The sequence below is a fragment of the Sphingomonas sp. LaA6.9 genome, assembly GCF_022601895.1.
Taxonomy (GTDB): Bacteria; Pseudomonadota; Alphaproteobacteria; order Sphingomonadales; family Sphingomonadaceae; genus Sphingobium_A.
The window spans coordinates 57,057-80,495 of record NZ_JAKVIO010000017.1 but is presented as its reverse complement, the minus strand read 5'-3'; the positions used below and the strand labels follow the sequence as shown (position 1 = coordinate 80,495).

The 23,439-nt window shown below is 65.7% G+C and carries 13 protein-coding genes; 5 read left to right on the top strand and 8 right to left on the bottom strand.

Going from position 1 to position 23,439, the window contains the following annotated elements; translation table 11 throughout:
• From MKI88_RS10730 to rsmA, 4 genes are all read left to right on the top strand, one after another.
• The coding region (locus MKI88_RS10730) for an LPS-assembly protein LptD (RefSeq protein ID WP_241631371.1) at positions 1 to 1,984 on the top strand (1,984 nt) is incomplete at its 5' end.
• 90 nt (positions 1,985 to 2,074) lie between these two features.
• Positions 2,075 to 3,403 (top strand): peptidylprolyl isomerase, encoded by a 1,329-nt coding sequence (locus tag MKI88_RS10725; RefSeq protein ID WP_241631370.1) that lies wholly within the window; start codon positions 2,075 to 2,077, stop codon positions 3,401 to 3,403.
• A gap of 15 nt (positions 3,404 to 3,418) precedes the next feature.
• Positions 3,419 to 4,411, top strand: a complete 993-nt coding sequence (gene pdxA / locus MKI88_RS10720; RefSeq protein WP_241631369.1) for a 4-hydroxythreonine-4-phosphate dehydrogenase PdxA — start codon at positions 3,419 to 3,421, stop codon at positions 4,409 to 4,411.
• Entirely contained in the window at positions 4,408 to 5,229 is an 822-nt protein-coding gene (rsmA, locus tag MKI88_RS10715) for a 16S rRNA (adenine(1518)-N(6)/adenine(1519)-N(6))-dimethyltransferase RsmA (protein ID WP_407073339.1), read from the top strand. The genes pdxA and rsmA overlap by 4 nt, the downstream gene beginning before the upstream one ends.
• 55 nt (positions 5,230 to 5,284) lie before the next feature.
• On the opposite strand, the gene trxA is transcribed toward rsmA, so the two are convergent.
• From trxA to MKI88_RS10675, 8 genes are all read right to left on the bottom strand, one after another.
• Complete coding sequence (gene trxA, locus MKI88_RS10710) at positions 5,285 to 5,605, bottom strand: thioredoxin TrxA (protein ID WP_241631368.1); 321 nt, start codon at positions 5,603 to 5,605, stop codon at positions 5,285 to 5,287.
• Between the two features lie 73 nt (positions 5,606 to 5,678).
• Positions 5,679 to 9,113, bottom strand: coding sequence for a double-strand break repair helicase AddA (gene addA / locus MKI88_RS10705; protein ID WP_241631367.1), 3,435 nt, complete (start codon positions 9,111 to 9,113; stop codon positions 5,679 to 5,681).
• Positions 9,106 to 12,087: a double-strand break repair protein AddB gene (gene addB / locus MKI88_RS10700; protein WP_241631366.1), complete on the bottom strand. Its 2,982-nt coding sequence runs from the start codon at positions 12,085 to 12,087 to the stop codon at positions 9,106 to 9,108. Before addB ends, addA begins: the two co-directional genes overlap by 8 nt.
• A complete protein-coding gene (locus tag MKI88_RS10695) occupies positions 12,080 to 12,841 on the bottom strand; it encodes a nucleotidyltransferase family protein (protein ID WP_241631365.1) in 762 nt (253 codons plus the stop codon). Before MKI88_RS10695 ends, addB begins: the two co-directional genes overlap by 8 nt.
• Positions 12,838 to 13,827 carry an aminoglycoside phosphotransferase family protein gene (locus MKI88_RS10690; RefSeq protein ID WP_241631376.1) on the bottom strand — a complete coding sequence of 330 codons (990 nt, stop codon included), beginning with the start codon at positions 13,825 to 13,827 and terminating at the stop codon, positions 12,838 to 12,840. The genes MKI88_RS10695 and MKI88_RS10690 overlap by 4 nt, the downstream gene beginning before the upstream one ends.
• Positions 13,824 to 14,267 (bottom strand): tRNA (adenosine(37)-N6)-threonylcarbamoyltransferase complex ATPase subunit type 1 TsaE, encoded by a 444-nt coding sequence (tsaE, locus tag MKI88_RS10685; protein ID WP_241631364.1) that lies wholly within the window; start codon positions 14,265 to 14,267, stop codon positions 13,824 to 13,826. Before tsaE ends, MKI88_RS10690 begins: the two co-directional genes overlap by 4 nt.
• Complete coding sequence (locus MKI88_RS10680; RefSeq protein WP_407073341.1) at positions 14,264 to 16,522, bottom strand: PAS-domain containing protein; 2,259 nt, start codon at positions 16,520 to 16,522, stop codon at positions 14,264 to 14,266. Before MKI88_RS10680 ends, tsaE begins: the two co-directional genes overlap by 4 nt.
• A gap of 200 nt (positions 16,523 to 16,722) precedes the next feature.
• Positions 16,723 to 19,926 (bottom strand): amidohydrolase family protein, encoded by a 3,204-nt coding sequence (locus tag MKI88_RS10675; protein WP_407073340.1) that lies wholly within the window; start codon positions 19,924 to 19,926, stop codon positions 16,723 to 16,725.
• Between the two features lie 373 nt (positions 19,927 to 20,299).
• On the opposite strand from MKI88_RS10675, the gene MKI88_RS10670 reads away from it, so the two are divergent.
• On the top strand, positions 20,300 to 23,344 hold the full coding sequence (locus MKI88_RS10670) for a TonB-dependent receptor domain-containing protein (RefSeq protein WP_241631363.1): 3,045 nt from the start codon (positions 20,300 to 20,302) through the stop codon (positions 23,342 to 23,344).
• Positions 23,345 to 23,439: the final 95 nt, after the last annotated feature.

The window sequence follows — 23,439 nt, the reverse complement described above, 5'->3', positions numbered from 1 at the left end:
CAAGGTGACCTGGTATCGCAAGACCGGCGAGGTCCGCGCCGAGGGCAATGTTGCCGTCGTCAATCCGGGCGGCGACACCGCCTATGGCGATTCGGTGCAGCTCACCGACACGCTGCGCGATGGCGTCGTGCAGGATCTTCTCGTCGTACTCGAGGAAGGCGGCCGCATGGCCGCCGCCAGGGGCGCGCGCAGCGGCGACGTCTTCACCCTGGAGCGTGCGGCCTATTCGCCGTGCCGCGTGGTCGACGACAATGGGTGTCCCAAGGCGCCGAGCTGGAAGATCACCGCCACGCGCGTCGTCTATGACGCGGCAAAAAAGCGGGTGCGCTACACCGGCGCCCGGATGGAGCTGTTCGGCCTTCCGCTGATCCCGCTGCCGGGGCTGGCGCACCCGACCAGCGATGTGGCCGGTTCCGGGCTGCTCGTCCCCATTGTCCGCTATGACAGCGAAAACGGATTCGAGGTCGCGGTCCCCTATTATTTCCGTCTCGCGCCCGATCGCGACGTCACGATCACCCCGCATATCTTCACCGATGCGCTTCCGCTGCTGCAGGGCCAGTTCCGCGCCCTGACCGATCTTGGCGCATTCCAGATCACGGGTTACGGAACCTATGGCCGCCGCCAGCCACTGCTCGGCGAAACGGTGTCGGGCGACGAGCAATTTCGCGGTTATCTCGACGCGAGCGGACGGCTGCAGTTCGACCCGTACTGGAGCGTCACGGGATCGTTGCGGCTGACCAGCGACGACACGTTCCTGCGCCGCTATGACATTTCGCGCGATGATCGGCTGCGCTCGGTGCTCAATGTCGAGCGAATCGACAGCGACAGCTATCTCTCGATCGCCGGCTGGGCGGTGCAGACGCTGCGCCAGGACGAGATACAGGGCCGACAACCGATCGCGCTGCCCGTCCTCGATTATCGCCAGCGCACGCGCGAACCGCTGCTCGGGGGCACCATCGAAGTACAGGGAAACACGCTGGCCCTGACACGCACCGAGGGGCAGGATACGCAGCGCGCCTTTGCCGGCGTGCGCTGGGATCTGCGCAAGCTGACCCCATGGGGGCAGGACGTGACCTTCACCGCCTATGCGCGCAGCGATGCCTATCACACCGACGAGACGCTGAGCACGCTTACCCCGGCCTATCGCGGCGATCCCGGCTGGAACTTCCGCTCGATCGCCTCCTTCGCGATCGACGTCCGCTGGCCCTTTGTGGGCGAGATCTTCGGCGGCACGCAGCGCCTGACCCCGCGCGTCCAGATCGCAGCTTCTCCGGTGACGGGCAATCTCGACGTCCCCAACGAGGATGCACGCTCGGTCGAGCTGGAAGACAGCAACCTTTTCGCGCTCAACCGGTTTCCGGGCTATGACCGTTATGAAGACGGCACGCGGATCACCTATGGCGTCGAATGGGCGCTGGAACGCCCCGGGCTCAGCATCAGCACCAATGTCGGGCAAAGCTATCGCCTGACCGCCAAGCCCAGCCTGTTCCCCGACGGCACCGGCCTGACCAACAGGACATCGGACATCGTCGGCCGCACGACCGTGAAGTTCGAACGCTTCGTCAGCTTCACCCACCGCTTCCGGTTCGACAAGGACAGCCTTGCGGTTCGCCGCAACGAGATCGACGCGATCGTGGGTACCGACAAGACCTATGCCATGGTCGGCTATTTGCGGCTGAACCGCGACATCGACGACCTCGAGGACCTGCGCGACCGCGAGGAGATCAGGCTTGGCGGGCGCGTGGCATTTGCGCGCTACTGGTCGGTGTTCGGCTCGGCGACGATCGACCTTACCAACCGGCCCGAGGATCCGCTCTCTATGTCCGATGGTTATGAGCCCGTCCGCCACCGGCTGGGACTGGCCTATGAGGACGAATGTCTCGAGCTGGGCATCACCTGGCGGCGCGACTATGAGACCACGCGTGAAGTCAAGCGCGGGAACACCTATCTGTTCCGGGTAGCATTCAAGCAACTGGGCCTGTAAGCCTTCGTTCAGTCGCGGCGTAGCATATACGGCGCAAGATCAGATATTGGAGTGAGCCACAGGATGATGGCACGAATTTCCGGCAGAAAAATGCGTGCCGGCCTGTTTCTGGCGGGGGCGTTGATCGCCGGCGCCGCAGTAGCGCAGCAGACCGGCGAGGAAGCCGCGGACGTTCCCGCCACCAAGCTGGACGTGCCCAAGAACCTGACGGTGTTCGGCAAGAGCGATCCCAACGTCTACAAGGCGACGGCGATCGTGAACGGGGAAATCATCACCTCGACCGACGTCGAGCATCGCCTCGCGCTGGTCCTGCTCGCCAACCAGGGCCGCGTCAGCGCCGAGGAGCGCGAGCGGCTGCGCCTGCAGGTGCTGCGCAACCTGATCGACGAGACGCTGCAGATCCAGGAAGCGAAGGCGGCCGAGGTGGAGGTCAAGCCCGAAGAGGTCAACCAGCGCTATGCCGCGGTGGCGCAGAACTTCAAACGCACCCCGCAGCAGATGGACATCTATCTGCGCGACCAGGGATCGTCGGCGCGCTCGATCAAGCGTCAGATCGAAGGCGAACTGGCATGGCAGCGCGTGCTTGGTCGCAAGATCACGCCGTTCGTCAATGTCGGCCAGGAAGAGGTGCAATCGATCATCGATCGCCTCAACGCCTCCAAGGGTGCCAAGGAATATCGCCTCGGCGAGATCTTCCTTTCCGGTACGCCCGAGACGATGCAGGAAACGATGCAGAACGGACAGCGCATCCTGCAGCAGCTTCAGCAGGGCGGCTCGTTCCAGGCCTATGCGCGCCAGTTCTCGGAAGCCTCGACGGCTGCCGTCGGCGGCGATCTGGGCTGGATCCGTACGGCGCAGCTGCCCGAGGCGCTTGCCGAGGCCGCGCAAAACATGCGTGTCGGCCAGGTCGCCGGGCCGATCCCGGTTCCCGGCGGTGTTTCGATCCTTGTTCTGGTCGACGAGCGCCAGGTTCTCACGGCCGATCCGCGTGACGCCGTGCTCAGCCTCAAGCAGCTTGCGATTACCTTCCCCAAGGGCATGACACAGGCGCAGGCGGGGCCGCAGGTCGCGAAGTTTGCCGAGGAAACCAAGAAGATCACGGGCTGCGGTTCGGCCAAACCGATCGCAGATACGCTCGGCGCGGAGGTGGTCGACAATGATCAGGTTCGCGTGCGCGACCTGCCACCCCAGCTTCAGGAAATCCTGCTCAACCTTCAGGTTGGCCAGACGACCCAGCCCTTCGGTTCGCTCGAGGACGGCGTGCGCGTGCTCGTCCTGTGCGGTCGTGACGATCCCGAGTCGGCGAACGGCCCTTCGTTCGACCGGATCATGGCGCAGCTGGAGGATGAGCGGATCAACCGGCGCGCGCAGCGCTATCTGCGCGACCTGCGGCGCGATGCGGTGGTCGATTATCAATAACAGGGAGAACCGCGCGTGAACCCGATTGCCGTATCGCTCGGGGACCCTGCGGGAATCGGTCCGGAGATTACTGCAAAGGCCTGGGAGCTGCGCGCCGAGCACGGGTTAGCGCCGTTTTTCGCGGTCGGCGACCGGCGTTCGATCACCGCGGTCTGGAACGGCCCCGTCACGCGCATCTCCGACCCGGCCGAAGCGCCCGAGGCTTTTGCGCGCGGCCTGCCGCTGATCCAGCTCGAAGACGGCGGCCCGATCATTCCGGGCCAGCCCGATGCCGAAGGCGCGCGCTGCTCGCTCGATTCGCTCGAAATGGCGGCCGGGATCGCGCGATCGGGCGCGGCCGGGGCTCTGGTGACGGGTCCCGTATCCAAGTCGCAGCTCTATGAAGTCGGCTTTCGCCATCCCGGACAGACCGAGTTCGTTGCGGAACGCTGCGGTATCGCGCGCGAAAACGCCATCATGCTGCTCGCAGGCCCGAGCCTGAGGGTCGTTCCGCTGACCACGCACATGCCGCTGAAGGATGTGTCGGCATCACTGTCGATCGAGATGATCGTCTCCAAGAGCCTCGTCACGGCAAAGGGCATCACGCGCAATTTCGGCATCAAGTCGCCACGGCTCGCCTTTGCGGGGTTCAATCCGCACGCCGGCGAAAACGGCGCGCTCGGCACCGAAGAGATCGACATTCTGATGCCCGCCATCGAGATCCTGCGCGAACGCGGTATCGACGTGGTCGGCCCGCTCGCCGCCGACACGATGTTTCATCCGCGCGCGCGCGCCAATTACGACGTCGCGATGTGCATGTATCACGATCAGGCGCTGATCCCGCTCAAGACGCTGCATTTCGACGAAGGCGTCAACATGACGCTGGGATTGCCCTTCGTACGCACCTCGCCCGACCATGGCACCGCCTTCGGCATTGCAGGAACGGGCGTCGCAGAGCCGGGCGCGATGATCGCGGCGATCCGGATGGCCGCCACCGCCGCCGCCTTCCGCGCCACCTGCACCCTGTGAGCGCGCTCCCGCCGCTGCGCGAGGTCATCGCGCGCCATGGCCTTGCCGCGAGCAAAGCACTTGGCCAGAACTTTCTGCTCGACGAACAGCTGCTCGACCGTATCGCGCGCATCCCGGGCGAGCTTGCCGGCGAGACCGCCTATGAGGTCGGCCCCGGCCCCGGCGGGCTGACGCGCGCCTTGCTGCGCGCGGGTGCCCATGTCGTCGCGGTCGAGCGTGACCGCCGCTGCATACCGGCGCTCGCCGAGCTCGACACATGGAAACCCGGATATTTGAGAGTGATAGAGGACGATGCTCTCAGGATAGATGAGGCGCGGGAAGTGCCCGGCGCGCATGTCGTCGCCAATCTGCCGTATAATGTGGGCACAGCGCTGCTCGTTCGCTGGCTGGCCACGGCCGAATGGCGCCCCTGGTGGAAATCACTGACGCTGATGTTCCAGAAGGAAGTCGCCGAACGCGTCGTCGCGCGGCCCGACACCTCGGCCTATGGTCGGCTGGCGGTGCTCAGCCAGTGGCGGTCGACCGCGCGGCTGGCGATGAACGTGCATCGCTCGGCTTTCACGCCGCCCCCCAAGGTGATGTCCGCGGTGGTGCATATCGAACCCGGCGATGCGCCCGAGGGCGTTGCGATCGGCACGGTCGAGCGCCTGACCGCCGCAGCGTTCGGCCAGCGACGCAAGATGCTTCGACAAAGCCTCAAAGGTGTTGCCGGCGGTGCGGAAGCGATGGAAATGGTGGGAATAGACCCGACGCGGCGGGCGGAAACGCTGACGGTCGAGGATTTCATCAAGCTCGCGCGCGCAATCGACGCACGCTGATCATCCGCTCAAGGGATGCCGGCCGTTGTCGGCACCCCCTTGAGTCCGGATCGAATCAGAGCTCGCCTTCGAGCCAGCCCTTGAGCTGCCCCTTGGGCGCGGCACCGACCTTGGTCGCCGCGGGCGCGCCGTTCTTGAAGAGGATCATCGTGGGGATGCTGCGCACGCCATATTTCGCGGGCGCATCGGGATTCTCCTCGATGTTGAGCTTGGCGATGGTGACCTTCTCTCCAAGCTCCTCTGCGATTTCCTCGAGCGACGGGCCGATCATCTTGCAGGGGCCGCACCATTCGGCCCAGAAATCGACGAGAACCGGCCCTTCGGCCGAAATCACGTCCTGATGAAAGCTCGCGTCACTGATCTGCTTGGTGGCCATGGCCAAATCTCCTTTGGGTTGGCACGATATCTAGGCAGGCCGGGCGTCTCTCTCAACCGCTTTCGCCCAAGCATTACTCCTTGGCATTCAAGCCGGGCTTGTGACGGGCCAGCAGCGCGTCGGGCAGGTCAATCAGTGTCGGCCCCGACGAGTACAGCAATTGCGCCTCGACGCGACGCCCCGGAAAGATGACCTTGAGCGCCTCGGCATAGGCCGCCATCTGGCGCAGATGATGCTCGGGCACGCGCTCGGCGGATGGCGGCACGCGCCTCCCCGTCTTGAAGTCGACGACGCGCACCACGCAGTCGCCGACGAGCAGCCGGTCGACGGTCCCTGCCACGACATCGCCGTCGACCACCGCCGCGATCGGCGCCTCGGCCAGTGCCTCGGGTCCGAACAGCGCGGCATGCGCAGGATCGTCGATGATCGCGAGCGCGGCATCGGCGATCGCCGAACGCTCGGCGGGATCGGCAAGGCCCGCGCCATGTTCGAGCCAGCGCAGCGCGGCATCGCGTCTTTCGGCCGATGCAACGTCGGGCAACCGTTCGAACAATGCGTGCAGCCTCCGCCCGCGTTCTGCGGCCCTCCGCATCTCGGGCCCCGGTGGCGGATCGGGCACATTGTCGGGACCGAGCGACGAGGGCGCGAGCGGACGCGGCGGACGCGCTTCGACCGGTGCGGCCGCGTGCAGCCATTCGGGCAACACGGCCGTTTCGCGCTCCCGCGACAGCGCTTCGTCCGTGGCGGCGATCGGCACCGTCGGCGTCCGCCCGCGATAATGCCATGCGCCGCCCCAGTCGGGATCGGCGTCGGCTTCGATTTCAAGCCGCTGAAAGGCGGTATGCACCGCGGCATGCCAGCTCTTGTCGGGCGCCCGCCCCTTCGCCAGCGGCCCCAGGGCTCCACCGACGACCAGCCATTCCTCGGCGCGCGTCAACGCCACATAGAGCAGCCGCCAATGCTCCTCCATATCGCGCTGCTTCGCCGCGTCAGCGGCTTCCTTCAGACTGCCCACGGTCTCTGCCGCACGCGGCCGGAAGACGGGAACGGGCTCGCCTTCCTCGCCGATCGGCCATTCGAGCTTGCTGTATCCGCCGCCCGCGCGCTCGGGATCGACCGTGGCATCGGCAAGGATCACCAGCGGCGCCTGAAGCCCCTTGGCGCCATGTGCCGTCATCACGCGCACCGCATCGAGCGGCGCGGAGGGATCGCGCTTGATGTCTTCGGTCTCGCGCTCGAAGCGATCGAGAAAGGCCTGGAGCGTCGGCGTCGCGTCATTTTCGAACTGGAGCGCGGCGTTGAGCAGTTCCTCGATCGGATCGCGCGCTTCCTCGCCCAGCCGCCCGAGCAGCTTGCGGCGGCCGTCGAGCGGGCCCGAAAGCAGATCCTCCAGAAAGCGATAGGGCGAGGACAGGTCCGCCTTCGCCAGCATCGCATGGAGCGAGGCCAGGCGCGCGGCATCCTGTGTACCCCGAAGGTGCCGCCACAAGCCGCCCTTGCGACCATAAGCGGCCGCATAGAGGTCATCCTGACTCCAGCCGATCAGGGGCGAAACCAGTAGTGCCGCGAGGTTGAGGTCATCCTCGGGCTGGAGGACGAAGCATATGGCGGCGAGCAGGTCGCGCACCGCGAGCGGCGCATTGAGCCGCAGACGGTCGACACCAGCCACGGGCACCTTTTCGGCGTGGAGTCGTGCCACGATCAGCGAGGCAAGCTCGCTGCGGCGACGCACGAGGATCAAGATGTCCTGCGGCTCGAGCCGCCTGGGCTTGCCCCGATTGTTGATCCAGGTCGGCGCATCGAGCCAGCGCCTGATCTGCTTTGCGAGCCGCGTCGCGAAACGCCGCGTCGAATCGCCCAGCCAGCTTTCCTCGCCCTCGATGTCGTCGCTGCCATCTGCCTCCGCCGAAACGGGGCTCCACAGCGTGACAATGCCGGGGCCCGCCACCGCGCTGCGATGGGGTTCGAGGTCGATCATCCGGCTGAGCGCGCCGTCACCGAGTTCCTCCACAACGGTATCCACGAACTCGAGGATCGGTGCGGTCGACCGGAAGGACTCGGTCAGCGAGAGATCGTGCAGGCGGCGCTCCGCCTCCGCCGCCTGTCGCTCGAAATGCAGTTGGGCTGCGCGAAAGTTGATCGGGTCGGTACCCTGAAAGCCGAAGATCGCCTGCTTGAAATCACCAACCGAGAAGATCGTGCGCACAGGCGCAGGCGCACGGTCGTCCATGGGCAATTCTTCGGCGAAGAAATCCTCGGCCAGCTTCCGGATGATCGCCCATTGGCTGGCATTGGTGTCCTGTGCCTCGTCGACGAGGATATGGTCGGTCGCCTGATCGAGCTTGAAGCGGATCCATTCCGCCATGCGCGACTGGCCGAGCAGCGTGACGGTGCTGCGGATGAGGTCATCGAAGTCCACGACGCCCGCAAAGCGCTTGGCCTCGGCATAGGCGCGGGCATAGGTGCGTCCGGCCTCCAGTCCCTGCGCGAACAGGTCGGCAAGCTCCGCGCGACTGCACAGCCCGATCAGCGCCTGCACGCTGTCGGCAAGCCGTTGCGCGTAACCCGCATAGCCGGGCTCGGCATCGAGCAGCTTTTGTCGGATCGCTTTCAGATCCCCCTTTTGCGTGACCACGAGGGAAAGCAGATCGGGCAACATCTCGGCGCGGCCTGTGCTGGATGCGGCGCGCCACGCGGCAATGAGATCGGCGGATTCGAGACCGGTCTTGGTGCCCCAGGCGGCGTTCGCCGCCGCGATCCGGCGCAGACATTCGATGTCGAAACGGTCATCGCGGCAGGCATCAGCGATCGCTGCCTCGATATTGCCTTCGGGCACGTCGAGCGCCCGGCGCACGACCGCGCCGACGTCCTCCCCCAGCGCCTCCATCGCCTGTGGAGCGCGTGCGCAATTGGCTAGGAAAGCCTCAGCCCCGCCCTCGCCGAGCCTGAGGCTCAGCGCCTGGAGCGCTGCGATCAGCACTTCATCGCCATTGGCCTCGGCGGCGACGAGCATGTCGGCCATCACCTGCCGCTGGAGCGCCGATTCCTCACGCCCTTCGAGCGCACGGAATCCCGGCACCAGCCCCGCTTCGAGCGGGAACCCCGCGAGCAGCGCCTGACAGAAGCTGTGGATCGTCTGGATGCGCAGCCCCGCGCCGCTCGCATCGAGCACGCGCGCGAAGAGCTGGCGCGCCGCCTCGATGCTCTCGGGCGTCGCCGCCTCGCCCAGTGCGCGCAGTTCGAGCGCGAGATCGGTGCCCTTCATCCGCACCCATGACGCGAGCTTGGCGTGGATGCGATCGGCCATCTCGGCCGCACCCGCCTTGGTGAAGGTGAGGCAGAGTATCCCCGCCGGATCGGCACCGTTGAGCAGCAGGCGAAGGACGCGCGCGGTGAGCACCTGCGTCTTGCCCGTTCCCGCGGAGGCGGAAAGCCATACGCTCTCGCGCGGCTCCGACGCGGCCTTCTGATTGCCCTGAAGGGTGATCGGGCGGTGCTGGCTACTCATCGCCGACCTCCCCGCGCCCGTACCATTCGTCGAGCCGCATCAACTGGTCGTAATCGGCATAGGGCGCATATTCCGGGTGGAGCTTCGCGGTGAAGGGCGCGCTCCCGGTCAGCCAGAGTTCGGCGGCCGCGCGGAACAGGGCCTCGGCATGACCGGTAAAGCGCGCGGCCTCGATCTTCCCGGCCTTCCCTTCCGCATCGACGGGCGAGCGCCGGCTGCCGAAGCGACCATTGGCCTTGGCAAGCGACCAATATTCGAAGGCTTGGGCAACGCCGCCGACGCCTTCGAACCCGCCGCGCTCGGCAATAAGGCCCAGCAGACCAAGCTGCATCGCAAAACCCTCGCGCACAGCGACATCGGAGGGCGCCTTGCCCGTCTTGTAGTCGATGATCGCAATGCCGCCGCCATCGATCCGGTCGATCCGGTCGACGCGACCGTCAAGCTCGACCCCGGCGATTACCGCGCTGCCCGAAATTTCGGCCTTCCAGGGTGTACGGCCAGCCGCCCTGTCCTCCCCGATCTGCTCGGCGATCCATTTGAGCGCCTCTTCCACGCGCGGCTGCCAGAAGGCGCGCTGCAGCGGATGGACTTCGGGCCGCGCGAAGAATTCGCGGGCAAGCGGCAGCAGCCGATCGGCACGCCAGTCTTCGGTGGCCCAGCGTTCGAGCACGTCGTGGATCGCGGTGCCCCGCCACGCCGCGCTGGCTTCCGCGTCGATCGGGTCGAGCGCGCGCAGGCCGAGCATCTTGAGCGCATAAAATGCGTAGGGATCGGCCTTCAGCCGGTCGACCTGAGTGACGCTGAGCGCCTTGGGCCGGTCAGCGACGGGCGGTGCGGGTCGGGGCTGCTCGGCGGGTGCAAAACCCGCGGGCCGGTCGATTTCGGCCGCCCATGCTCCAAAGCCCGGGACATTTCGTTCGGCGCGGAAGCCCGGGTCCATCGCCTCCATCCGCAGCCAGAAGCGCGATGCGATCGCGGGAGCGCGCGCGTCGCGCCGGGCGCGCGTCACGACCACCTGCGGCGCGCCAAGCGCACTCGCAAAATCGTGCGCGGACAGGCCGATACGGCGTTCGAGGCTCGCAAGGCCGAGTTCGGAGCGGACGCGCGGTGCCAGCCAGGGATCCTGCGCGGGCAGCGCGGGCCAGCTTCCCTCGTTGAGGCCGGCGAGGATGACAAGATCGGACTGTTGCAGCCGCGCCTCGAGCAGGCCCCAGATCGAAATGCGCGGATGCCCGCCCTGCGGGGGGCGCACCGCGACTTCGTCCATCAGCCCCTTGAGCAGCGGCCCCAGAATTTCGGGTCGTGCATCGACCGGACCGTCGACGGCGTGCGCCTCCAGATCGGCAACCAGTTCGGCAGCAGCCCGCCCTGCGGCACCCGACCATGCGGCATCGCCCGCAAATGCGGTGGCGGCATCGCGAAGCGCCGCCAGCAGCGCGGCCAATGACCGCGCATTGGCGGTCGCCACAGCAAAAGGATCGAGCAGCGCGCGGATTTCCCGCCAGCCCGGTTCGGCGCGCGCGCGGATCCTCCGCTCCCGCTCATTGCCCCCCGCCAGATAATGGCTGATGCCCTCAAGGCCTGCTGGCGGGCGTGGCCCGCGAAGCGCCAGATCGAGCAGGCGAACCTTGTCGAGCCAGGCCAGCCGTCCCTCACCCGCCTGAACAAGCGGATGTTTCAGCAATGCGAGCAACGCGATCGGGGCGAAATCTTCGGCGACGGCCTCGGCGAGCGCCAGTAGCAGAGTGCCCGCGGGTTCGCCCGAGAGCGGCCGGCCCGCAGAATCGTCGGCCTCGATACCCCAGCGCCTCAGATGTGCCGACACGCGCGTTGCGAGTGCGCGGTCGGGGGTCACAAGCGCGGCCGTGCGCGCGGGCGTTTCGAGTGCCTCGCGCAACGCGATCGCGATCGCCTGCGCCTCTTCGGCGGGGGTGGCGACTTCGAGCGCGCGGATTCCCGTCAATCGCGTATCGAGATCGGGATCGCTCCAGCGCCCCGTGAAGACCGCGGGTTTCATGGCATTGGAAATCGCGCGGCTGCGTGTCGCGCTTGCGTCGTGCCCACCGCCCCAGCGCCAGCGACGCACCTCGCCACGCGCGACATCCATGCGATCGAGCAGAAGCTTCAGATGAAACTGGGGGTGCGTCTCGATCGCGGGCTTGCGAAAGCCGGTGACGGCATCGCGTTCGAACGGGCCGAGCGCGTCCCACTCATCCTGCGGCATTTCGTCGTCGAGCGCGGGGAGCACGACCGTGCCGTTTTCCATCCGCGACACCGTGCGCAGCACGCGCGCGACCATGGGCGCGCTGGTGGTGATGCCCGCAGCGACGACAAAGCCCGCCGGCGCCGCTTCGCGCCAGCGTCGCGCTACGCGTTCGAGCAGACGGTTGCGGCGTTCGGCCATGTCGATCCGCCCTATCCGGGCCAGTTCCTCGGGCCAGCGATCGAGAATGATCGACAACAGAGACAGCGATTTCTGCCAGTGTTCGGAGAGTTCGGCGGCGACTTCCAGTGTCTTCAGGCGCCTTGGATCGACACATTCCACAAGCAGCTGATCGAGCGTGCGCGCGAGTTCGGCGGCTAGGCGCACTGCTTCGGCGGCATCGACGGGCTCGCCCGCGCGCGCACGTTCCGCCTGCACCAGCCGCGCCAGCATCAGGCGGCGCCGCATCGGATCGATGGCGGGCGGTATCGGTTCGCCGCTACCGATCGGATCGAGCGCACTGCCGAGCCTTTCGTCGAGCTCGGGATCGCCGATCGCGATCAGCCGCGGAAGCAGCAGACCACCCTCGGCACGACGGACAAAGGCATTGGTGATCGCGCCAGCGGCGCGATTATTGGGTACGAGTATGATGCCGCGCGCGAGCGCCATCGGATCCTTGCCCCAGCTCGCCACCAGCCCTTCGGCAAGCGCGTCGGCAAAGGCCCGGTGCGGCGGAATGGTGAAGACCGAGGGCGCGCCCCGATCACCCATAAGCGAGAAGCGCCTCGGTCTTCTTCACCGCCTGCGGCGTTCCCACGTCGAACCACAGTCCGTGGTGAACGAGGCCGAAGCAGCGCCCCTCCTCGATTGCGCGGTTCCAGAGAAGGTTGGTCGAGAACGGGCCCGCGGGCGCATCGCGCAGCAGGCGGTGCGAAAGCAGCTGGACACCGGTGTAGACGAAGGGCGCGACGCGTCCGCGCTTGCGGCGGCTCACGCGGCCCAGCGCGTCGAGGTGGAAATCCCCCGGACCGCTATGGCAATTGGCGCGCGCCTGAGGGACGAGAAGCAGCAGCGCATCCATCTGCGCGCTGTCCCACCGCGCGGCAAGCAGCCGGATCGCGTCGCTGGGGCCGTCAATCCAGAGATTGTCGCTGTTGACGCACAGAAAGGGATCGTCGGGGATCAGCGCCTGTGCCTTGACCAGTCCGCCGCCGGTTTCGAGCAGCAGGTCGCGCTCGTCCGACACAATGATTTCAAGATCTTTCACCTTGCTCTTCAGATGCGCTTCGAGCGCATCAGCGAGGTAGTGAACATTGACAACGGCGCGCTCGATCCCAGCCGCGCGCAGCCGGTCGAGCGTATGGTCGAGCAGTGCCTTCCCCGCGACCTCGACGAGCGGCTTTGGGCGCGTCGCCGTCAATGGCCGCATGCGCTTGCCGAGCCCGGCTGCCATGACCATCGCGGTCCCGATCCGCGGCCCGCCCGGAACGGGGCGGATCGAAAGCGGTTTTCTGAGCTTGCTCATGCGTCGGCCATCGTCTTCCATGCGGGCGCGCGCTTGTCCGCAGGAACATTGGCGTCGAACCAGCGCGCAACCGGCGCGAGCGCGGGATGCCTGAGATCGCGTTCGAGATATTCCCACACGCGCGGCAGATAGGACAGGTAACGGGGCTTGCCGTCGCGTTTCCAGAGGCGCGTGAAGATCCCGACGATCTTGGCGTTGCGCTGCGCGCCGAGCAGCGCATAAGCCGTGTCGAAATCGGCGTCGGGGCCCACCTGCGCGTGATAATGCGCCAGCATCTCGGCTTCGAGCGCGGGTGAGACGTCGCGGCGCGCATCCTGGAGCAGCGAGACCAGATCATAGGACGGATGTCCCGCCAGCGCATCCTGGAAGTCGAGCAGGCCCAGCCCGTCAACGCCCTCGCGCCCGTCGATCAGCATGATGTTTTCGGCATGATAGTCGCGCAGAACCGTGACGCTGCGCGCATCTGCCGCATAGAGACCGGCCATCGCCTCGTCCCATGCGGCCTCATAACCCGCCGCGTCGACGTCGAGACCGACGGCCGGGCAATACCATTCGACGAGCAAATTGGCCTCGCGCAGATATTGCGCGCGGTCATAGGGCGCGATGTCGGCCGCATCGTGACGATGAAGCAGCGCGAGGAGCGTGACCGCGTCGGCATAGATGCGCCGTTCGCTTTCGGGCGCGGCGTCGACCACCTCGCGCATCCGCGCATCGCCGAAATCCTCGAGCAGCACGAACCCGTTGTCGAGATCGGTCGCCAGGATCCGCGGGGCTGCGAAGCCAAGCTCGATCAGATGCTCCGCGATGTGGATGAAAGGGCGCGGATCCTCATGCGGCGGCGGCGCGTCCATCAGCACCGCCTGACGGCCGGGCTCGACCACGCGAAAATAGCGGCGGAAGGATGCGTCCCCTGCAAGCGGCAGGATCTGGGCGCCTTCCCAGCCATGCGCGGCGAGAAAGGCGGGGGCAGCGGCGGGTGGAATCATGTCGGTGGCCATCGCCCTTCCCATGACGACGGCACCGTGGCTGTCAAGACGCGTGCGCCGTCCCCCGTCCGCTCGAAGGTGAGCCGCAACGCATCGGGCCAAAGCGCATCGCCCAGACGTTCGGGCCATTCGATCAGCAACAGGCTGTCTTCGAGCATGTCGTCGAGCCCGAGTTCCAGCGCGTCCTCCGGATCGTCAATGCGGTACAGGTCGACATGCGCCACGGGGATGCGCACTTCGGGCGGCGCATAGGGCTGGACGATCGCAAAACTCGGACTAGGCGCCTCCTCCTCGAGTCCGAGCGCCGCGAGCAGCCCCCGCGCGAGCGTCGTCTTGCCGGTTCCCAGGTCTCCGGAAAGCGCAATCACATCGCCTGTGCGCACGACCTTTGCGAGCGATGCGCCCAGCGCCAGTGTCGCTGCTTCGCCCTCAAGGATCACCGCGGCAGCTCCAGCGTAAGTACGGTTCCCTCGCCGTGCACCGAATACAGCGTGAGCGTCCCGCCGTGCGCCTCGGCATATTGGCGTGCGAGCGGGAGACCGAGACCGAAGGCATCATCACCATCGGGGCTGCGCTCGGCGGCGCGGCTGAAGCGGTCGAAGATGCGCGCCTGCTCCTTCTCGGCAATGCCCTGGCCATTGTCGGATACGACGATTCGCGCGGCCGCCCCGTCGCCGCTGCCATGAAGAAGAATGCGACCCCCCTCGGGCGTTAGCGCGACCGCGTTCTTGAGCATGTTGCCGATTGCCTGGCCAAGCCGCCTGGCATCCCCGGTGATCTCCCCGAGGCTTGGATCAAGCTCAAGTGCGAAATCGAGCGACTTCGCCCCGATCACGGCCTCATGGCCTTTGGCGACTTCGGTCGCCAACGCGCTCAGATCAACCGGCGCCATATCCATGGGAAAGCCGCCCGCGTCGCTCTGCGTCAGATCGAGCACACCGTCGATCAGCACGCCGAGACGCTCGACCGAGGAGAGGATGGCGCCGACATAGTCCGTCGCCTGATCGCTCAGATCGCCGGCATAGCCTTCCTTCATCATCTCGGCGAAACCGCCGATCGATGTGAGCGGCGTGCGCAGCTCGTAGCTCATATTGGCGACGAAAGCGGTCTTGACCCGGTCGGCCTCCTCAAGCGCCTCGTTGCGATCCCTGAGCGCCTGCTCGATGCGGCGGCTGTCGGAAATGTCGAGCATGGTGAAGAGCGCATTGCCGTCGGGCATCGGGACGGCGGCGAATTCGAAATGCCGCCCGTCCTTGAGCGCCACGCGCCCGCCGCGTTGACGCCGGTCCACGGTGGCAACGCGGACAAGCTCGCGGATGAGTTTGGCGCGCGCAGGGTTGGCAAGCTGTTCGGCGGCGGCATTGGCCAGCATATCGACGCGCGGGTGCGTCGACAGGAAGGATTCCTCGAAACCCCAGATTTCGCGGAAACGATCGTTCCACATGTTGAGCCGGCCGTCCGCGGCGAACACGCCGATCGCCTCGAACAGGTTGTTGAAGGTGGCAGTACGCACGCGCAGCAGCGTGTCGCGCGCGCTTTCGAGCTGTACCTGCTCGGTGCGGTCCTCGAAGATCAGCAGCAGGCCGCCGTCGGGCAAGGGTTGTGCGACGACGCGCAGATGCGTGCCGCCCGGGAGCAGCCAGCTTTCCTCGACCGCGCCCTCGATCGAGGTAAACCAGCCGCGCCGTTCGGCCTTCCAGCCCGGAAAGTCGCGGCTTTCAGGAATACGGTCCGCCTCGCGCATGCGCTCGAGCACGCGGTCGAACTCGGGACGGTCAGCGAGCCATTCGGGCTTCATCGCGAAGATGCGCTGGAAGGGCTGGTTGCTGAAGGCCAGCGCGCGATCGGGCCCGAACTGCGCCACGCCCGCCGAAAGCCGGTCGAGCATGTTGCGTTGCGCGGCGGCGAAGCGGCGGAACGCGCTGCGGACCTGTTCGGTCTCCTCGATGTCGATCGCAAAGCCCGCGACGCCCGCATCGCCGATCGGTACATCGACGACGCGCATCATGCGCCGTTCGCCCGCAATCGTCGCGGGAACGGTGCGCGTCATCACCTGATTGGCCTCGCGCGCGGCCGCAGCCATCGCAAAGGGCGTGCGCCCGCCGCTCGATTCGACGAGCTCGAGCCCGCGCTCGATCACGTCCGCAGCATCCGTGCCTTCCACCGCCTTCACATAGGCGCTGTTGACGAGCGTCAGGCGAAGATCGGAACCGCGGTGCCACATCGGAAAGGGAGACGCCTCGATCAGCCCGGCAAGCGCCTCGAAGGCGCGCGCAAGCCGCGTCACCTCGGTCCCGAGGCGGCCGATCTCGGTCTGGCTTTCGGTCGCATCGAAGAACCAGAGTATGACGCTGCCCGGTTCGGCAAGACCCGGACTGGCGACTGCGCCACGGATGAGCAAGGTGCGCGACGAGCCTTGCGCCCGCGCCGCGCGCGTGAAGCTCTTGCCCGATTTTTGCGCGGCGGCGACGTCGCGAACGAGCGCGGTCGAATCCTCCTCCGACAATCCGACATCATCGGCGGTCAGGTCGGCAAGAAAATTGGGAACACGCGCGAGTCCAAGCCAGTCGCCAAGCCGGTCCGAAGCTTCGATCCGGCCATCCGATCGGACGATCATCGAAAGCGCGGGCGCGGAGTCCAGCAATTCGCCGAGACGGTCGGTCTCACGCTCGGCCCGCGCCGCGCGGCCGCGCATGCGAAGCCCGGTATAGAGCGCCCACGCCGCGAGCCCGAGCCACAGCGCAAGCGTAACACCGATCGCGATCGAAACGAACGGCGAATCGTCAATCAATTGCGGCGGTCCAGGTCAGGCGTAAACATCATCGATGTCATTAGAATCTGTTTCGCCGATTTGGAAACACCAAGTGCCCCGGCCATGACCGGGGCACCCGAAAATCACTCCCAATAATAGGGTTTGCGCCGGAACGTGCCCGTAACCTCTTCGTTGAGCGTGGCCGCGTCGTAGAGGCGGCCGCCGAGCATGACCTTCGCCACCTTGTCCGAATTGCGGATGTCCTGCGTCGGATCGGCGTCCAGCACAACGAGGTCGGCGAGCTTGCCAACCTCGATCGACCCGATGTCGCGATCATAGCCCAGCGACTGCGCCGAGACGATCGTCCCCGCGCGAAGCGCCTCGACCGGGCTCATCCCGCCGCGGACGAAGGACCAGAGCTCCCAGTGCGCCGCGATGCCGGGTTCCTGGCCATGCGCACCGATCGATACCGGAACGCCGCGATCCGCGAGCTTTTTCGCCTCGCGTGCATTGTCGTCGTCGACATAATCCTCCTCGGGCGCCTTGGTCCGGCGCGCATTGGCGGCCGCGAGCACTTCGGGCGGCTCGTGGCGCTGCAGCAGCGGGTGTTTCCAGACATCGGTCGCCTGCCGCCAATAGGGGTCGCCAGCTGGCCCGCCATAGGTGACGACGAGCGTGGGCGTGTAGCCAACTTTGGTGCCCGCGAAGAAGTCGATCACGTCCTTGTAGAGCACGGCCTGCGGGATATTGTGCTCGAGCGTCGTGTTGCCGTCGGCGATGATCGACATGTCCATGCCGAAGAGCGATCCGCCCTCGGCCACGGAGCGCATGTTCGCCTCGCGCGCGGCCGCCACCACCTGCTGGCGCTGCTCGCGGCGCGGCTGGTTATAGTTCTTGACGCTGTGCGCTCCCTGCGCCTTGAGCCGCCGGATATGTGCGCGCGCATCGTCGAGACTGTCGATCTGGGCATAGACGTCCGCCGCCTTGGCGCCATAGACGATCTCGCCCGTGGAAAAGGTCCGCGGCGCGAGAAGCTTGCCGGCGCGCTGCATTTCGGCTGCGGGAAAGACGGTCGCCGCGCTGCTCGACGGATCGTGCGTGGTGGTGACGCCCAGCGCGAGATTGACCATCGTCGCCCAGTTCTGTTCGGGCGTGAAATCATCAAGCCCGTAAGGGCCATGCGCGTGCGCGTCGACAAGCCCCGGCATGATCGTCTTGCCCGCGACGTCGACGGTCTTCGCACCCGCTGGAATGCGCACCTCGGCCCTCGGGCCGACCGCGACGATGCGGTCGCGCTCGATGACGATCACGCCATCCTCGACGATCCCGCCCGCGGCATCGCGCATCGTGACGAGGCGCGCACCCGTGAGCGCGATTATGCCCTGCGGCCTGTCCGCCGCGACCGTCATGGAGAGCGAAACGCCCGTCCGGGGCGGCTCGAACTTGGGCGGTTTGGCGTCGCCGGCAGGTGGCGCTGCGGTGAACATGGCATCGCTGCGCGCGGTGTAGAGCGTCGGCCCGAGGCTCCAGTGAAGCTGCGCCCCGTTGTTGCTCCAGTGGATGAAATCGGCGCCGTCCGCGCTGACGCGCGTTACCGGAAGCGCGCCGCCCTTGGCACCAGCGCCGACCTCCTGTGTGCCGGGCAGCAACGGGGTGACGAACGCCTCGTAATTCTCGCGGAATGCGAAATACTGGCCGTCGGGTGAAACGTCATATCCCGTCACGAGCTCGCCCGAGGCGTGCACGCGCTTCGCCTCGCCATTGAGATCGGTGCTGACGAGCATGCGCTTGTTTTCACCGCTTTCGACCATGAAGATGCGGTCATTCCCTGCGCCGAAATGAGGCCCGGAAAGCCCCTTGGCGACGCGCACCGGAGCCCCGCCCGCAGTCGCCACGCGGTACACGCCCGCGTCGAGCGGATAGAGCGGCGAGACCAGCCCGCCACCGTCGCGGACCTCGAACACGATCGTCCGCCCGTCGGGCGAGAAACGCGGGCGCGCATAATGCCCCGGGCGCGTCGTGACTGTGCGCGCGCTTCCGCCCGATCGTGCAATCGTGCGGATCTGGCCAAGCCCTGCGTCGGTCCAGCCGACATAGGCGATCGTCTTGCCGTCGCGCGACCATGACGGATAGGCTTCGCGTTCCGCATCGTTCTTCGTCAGCCGGCGCGGAATGCCGGTCGCCATGTCCTTGATCCAGAGCTTGCCGAGCGTTTCGAAAACGACCTGGCGGCCGTCGGGCGAAACCGCGGCATGGCGCGGCATCTTCGTCTGGAAGCTGTCGGGAGCGATCTCGACGGGCGGGCGCGGCGGATCGATCACGCCGCGGCTGTCGGCAACGCGGAACGGAATATCGCGCACCTGGCCCGAGGCCAGGTCGATGCGGTTGATCTTGCCCCCCGCCCAGAAGACCAGACTGGCCGAATCCGGGGTCCATGCCATGTTGGGATAGACGCCGTGGACCGCCCAGGTTTCCTGCACGTCCTGATCGAGCGCGTCATGAATCTTGCGCTCCTCGCCCGTCACGAGATCCTTGACGTAGAGCTTCGATTTGGCGCGCTCGCGCCGGACGAAGGCGAGCTTCCTGCCATCGGGCGAAGGCGCGGGGCGAACCGCGCCACCGGGTCCGGCAGCGATCGTCTCGATCTCACCCGTCTCCATGTCGTAGCGTTCGATCGCGAAGAGCTGCGTGTTCGAGTCCTGCGCATATTGGAAGATCGGGCCGGACGTCGTGTTGCGGACATAATAGACGTGCTTGCCGTCGGGCGCGTAGATCGGTTCGCCCAGTTCCTTCTGGTGCGCCTCGTTCGGCTTCTTGACGAGCGCGACCCCGCTGCCGCCCGACACATGATAGGCCCAGACCTCGCCGGTGCCGAGCGAGCGCCCGGTGGTGAAATGCTTTTTGGCGACGATGAAGCGCCCATCGGGACTCCAGCTCGGCTGGTTGAGCAGGCGGAAATCCTCTTTGGTGAGCTGGCGCTTGTCCGACCCGTCCGCGTTCATCAGCCAGATATTGTCGCCGCCCCCGCGATCCGAAGTGAACGCGATGCGCCTGCCATCGGGCGAAAAACGCGGATGCACTTCATAGGCCAGCCCCTCTGCAATTCGCGTCGGCGTTCCGCCCGCGATGGGCATGGTGTAGATGTCGCCGAGCAAGTCGAAAGCGATCGTCCGGCCATCGGGGCTGATGTCGAGGTTCATCCAGGTGCCCTCGGTGGCATCGATCGGCACCTGGCGAATGGTGGCGCCGGGAGGGGCATTCACATCCCATTTCGGCGCGTCTTCGCTCTTTTCCGCCGCGGTCGGCGCTGTCGCCCGGGCATGGCCCGCAGGCCCGACACCCGCCAGCGAAAGCAGCAGCGTCAGCGTAACGATCGCGTTGTTTTTCACGGTTTTCTGTCTCCTCCCGTCGCATGGCCAGCCTGGCCGCGCAGCACCTGCGGAGCTTCTATGAGGTTGTTTGCCTGAGGAAAAGCGCCGTTGGTCGAATATCCGCGGCAGAGCAGGCCGAACTGTTGCGCGCCTGCAACAAAGGCGCAACAAACAGTATAAATTGCACAATAGCGTGCAGCTGTATTTGTTGATTCAAGTCACGCCTCGCCCAAGGGTCGTTCATCCAAAGTTCAGTTGATGGGATGCGACCATGCGTAAGTCACATTTTCTACGTGGCACTTCTATTCGATCCGCGGCAATTCTTGCCGGAGTCCTTGCATTCAGCTCCATGGCCCATGCCCAGGACGCTGCGCCCGCTGCCGGCCCCGAGCCCGAAGCGGAAAGCGCGGCGGACGATGCCATCGTCGTCACCGGATCGCGCATCGCGCGCACGGGTTTCGAGGAAGCCGTGCCGGTGACCACCGTCCAGGGCGAGGAATTCTTCGAGACCGGCCAGACGTCGATCGGCGACGTGCTCAACGAGCTTCCCCAGCTACGCTCCACCATCAGCCAGTCGAACTCGACGCGCAACCTCGGCACTGCGGGCCTCAACCTGCTCGACCTGCGCGGCCTCGGCACCCAGCGGACGCTTGTGCTGCAGAACGGCCGCAGACACGTTTCCGCCGACATTCTGAACAATGCGGCATCGGTCGACACAAACCAGATCCCGACCGACCTGATCGAACGTGTCGACATCGTCACGGGCGGGAGCTCGGCCGTCTATGGTTCGGACGCCATTGCCGGCGTCGTCAATTTCATCCTGAAGGACGATTTCGAGGGCGTGCAGCTGCGCGGCCAGGGCGGCATCAGCAAATATGGTGATGCGGGCGCCTATTTCCTCAGCGCCGTCGCTGGCACCAACTTCGCAGACGATCGCGGCAATATCGCGGTCAACTTCGAATATGCGCACAATGAGGACTGGTACGCCCCCGGACGCCCCAATCTGCGCAACCAGAACGGCTATGTCACGGTCGACAGCGATCCCGCGAGCGCGGTAAATGGCAGCGACGGCAATCCGGATCGCGTGTATTTCGAGGATATTCGCAGCGCGGTCTATTCGAACGGCGGCACGATCGAGGACTTCAACACCGGGCCCTATTATACGCCATACATCTTTCAGGCGGATGGCAGCCTTGTTCGGCAAACCGGCCGGCGCGTGGGCAACACGGCCAGCGGCAGCTTCATCGGCGGCAATGGCGACAATTTCCGCAGCGGTCAGGAAATGGGCCTTTACCCCAAGTTCGACCGGTACAGCGTGAACCTCATCGGCCATTTTGAGGTGAGTGACGCTTTCATTCCCTTCATCGAGGCCAAATATGTTCGTTCCGACTCGCTCGGCAGCGCCAGCGGCCCGGCCTTCATGGGACGCGGCGGGACATTCAGCTCTCCGCGCGAGATCTTCTACACCGACAACCCGTTCCTCACCAATCAGGCACGTGGTGTGATCCGCGCGGCCTATGGCGACTTCTATGATGCGACCGGCAATGACACGCCCGACGGAATTCCCGATGCGGACCAGTACGGCTTCTACCTGAACAAGAATATCACCGACATCGGCGTGCGTCAGGAAGCGGCGACGCGCGAAACCTATCGTATCGTGACGGGCGCCCGTGGGACGTTCAACGAAGACTGGTCCTATGAGCTTGCGTTGAACTACGGTGAGTTCAACGAGGACACCACGATTCTCGGTAACCTCAACGTCCAGCGCTTCCTCATGGCGATCGATGCGGTGCGCAATCCCGCGAACGGCAACATAGTGTGCCGCGCGACGATCGACCCGACCGCGCGCCAGATCTACGAGCAGGCGGCCAACACCGCATATGCGCAGGCCCAGCTGGCAAATGATGTGGCGCAGTGTGTCCCGATCAATCTTTTCGGCAGCGGCAATGTCACTCAGGCGGCACGCGACTATGTCGTCCAGGATACGGTGTCCAAGGGCAAGATCACGCAGTTCGTGGTGGGCGGATCCGTTGCAGGCGATTCGAGCCAGCTCTTTGAACTGCCCGGTGGCCCTGTCGGCTTCGCCGCTGGCTTCGAATATCGCAAAGAAACCAACTACCAGTCGGTCGATCCGATGGTTCAGGCGGGCATCACCTTCTACAACGCTCTGCCCGAGTTTGACCCGCCATCTTTTGAAGTGAAGGAGCTGTTCGGCGAACTCCGCGTCCCGGTGCTGAAAGATGTTCCGTTCTTCCAGGAACTGACGCTCAACGCCGCGGGTCGTGTCGCGGACTACAAGGGTTCTACCGGAACCGTCTATTCCTATAACGCCGGCATCGAATGGTCGCCTGTCCGCGACATCCGCTTCAGGGCCAATTATGCCCGCGCCGTGCGCGCGCCCAACCTGACCGAACTCTATGCACCGCTCGGCCAGAACTTCGGGTTCATCAACGATCCCTGCTCGCTCGACTATATCGGCACGGGTTCGTCGACCCGCCAGGCGAACTGCCGCGCAGCCGGCGTGCCCGCGAACTTCAACTTCCAGTATCAGCAGACGCTGGAGTTCCGTTCAGGCGGCAACGAGGACCTCAAGGAAGAAACGTCCGACTCGCTGGTGTTCGGCGCAGTTTTCGAACCCAGCTTCATCCCGGGGCTGGTCATCTCGGCGGACTATTACGACATCCAGGTCGACGACGTCATCACCGCCCCCTCGGCGCAGCAGATCGTCAATGCCTGCTATGATGCACCCACGCTCGACAATCAGTTCTGCAGCCTGTTCCAGCGCGCAGGCGCGGGTGGCGGACCTCGCGGCGAAATTCAGGGGCGCATCCTGGAAGGCACGCTGCAACAGGTCCTGCTGAACTACGCCAAGCTCAAGGTGCGCGGCATCGACGTTCAGGCGAGCTACCAGCGCAATATCGAAGGCGTCGGTGACCTGAGCACGCGCGTGATCTGGACTCATGTGTTCCAGAATGACCAGTATCTGTTCCCGGACGATCCGAACCGCGCCAACCAGCTTTTGATGGAATTGGGCGATCCCGAGGATGCCTTTAACTGGAACCTGAACCTGAAGACCGGTCCCTGGACGCTCGGTTATCAGATGCGCTACATCGGAAAGATGATCCTCAATGGCGCGCAGTATGAGGATTTCTTCTCGAAGCAGGGCCGTCCGCCGCAGAATGCCGACTGGGCCGATCGCGCCTTCTACCCCTCGGTTGTCTATCACGACATCCGCGCTGCCATCGACGTGAACGAGAAGTTCAACTTCTACATCGGCGTCGACAATGTCACCAACCGGGTGCCACCACTTGGCCAGACGGGCATCGGTGCGGGCAGCGGCATCTATAGCAATATCGGCCGCTTCTTCTACGCAGGTGCGACCGCCAAGTTCTGACAGACGTCAGCAATCGAACTCGAAGGCCGGGACCTGTTCCCGGCCTTTTTTTTGACGTGATCGCGCACGCAAAGAAAAAGGGCCCCCGGCGATTG

Bases quoted from the DNA above. Each gene is read 5' to 3' on its own strand.
- MKI88_RS10680 (WP_407073341.1), bottom strand. From the start codon at position 16,522: ATGCGCGGCCGCGCGGCGCGGGCCGAGCGTGAGACCGACCGTCTCGGC.
- MKI88_RS10725 (WP_241631370.1), top strand. From the start codon at position 2,075: ATGCGTGCCGGCCTGTTTCTGGCGGGGGCGTTGATCGCCGGCGCCGCA.
- MKI88_RS10690 (WP_241631376.1), bottom strand. From the start codon at position 13,827: ATGATTCCACCCGCCGCTGCCCCCGCCTTTCTCGCCGCGCATGGCTGG.
- MKI88_RS10695 (WP_241631365.1), bottom strand. From the start codon at position 12,841: ATGAGCAAGCTCAGAAAACCGCTTTCGATCCGCCCCGTTCCGGGCGGG.
- addA (WP_241631367.1), bottom strand. From the start codon at position 9,113: ATGAGTAGCCAGCACCGCCCGATCACCCTTCAGGGCAATCAGAAGGCC.
- MKI88_RS10670 (WP_241631363.1), top strand. From the start codon at position 20,300: ATGGCCCATGCCCAGGACGCTGCGCCCGCTGCCGGCCCCGAGCCCGAA.
- addB (WP_241631366.1), bottom strand. From the start codon at position 12,087: ATGGGTGATCGGGGCGCGCCCTCGGTCTTCACCATTCCGCCGCACCGG.
- trxA (WP_241631368.1), bottom strand. From the start codon at position 5,605: ATGGCCACCAAGCAGATCAGTGACGCGAGCTTTCATCAGGACGTGATT.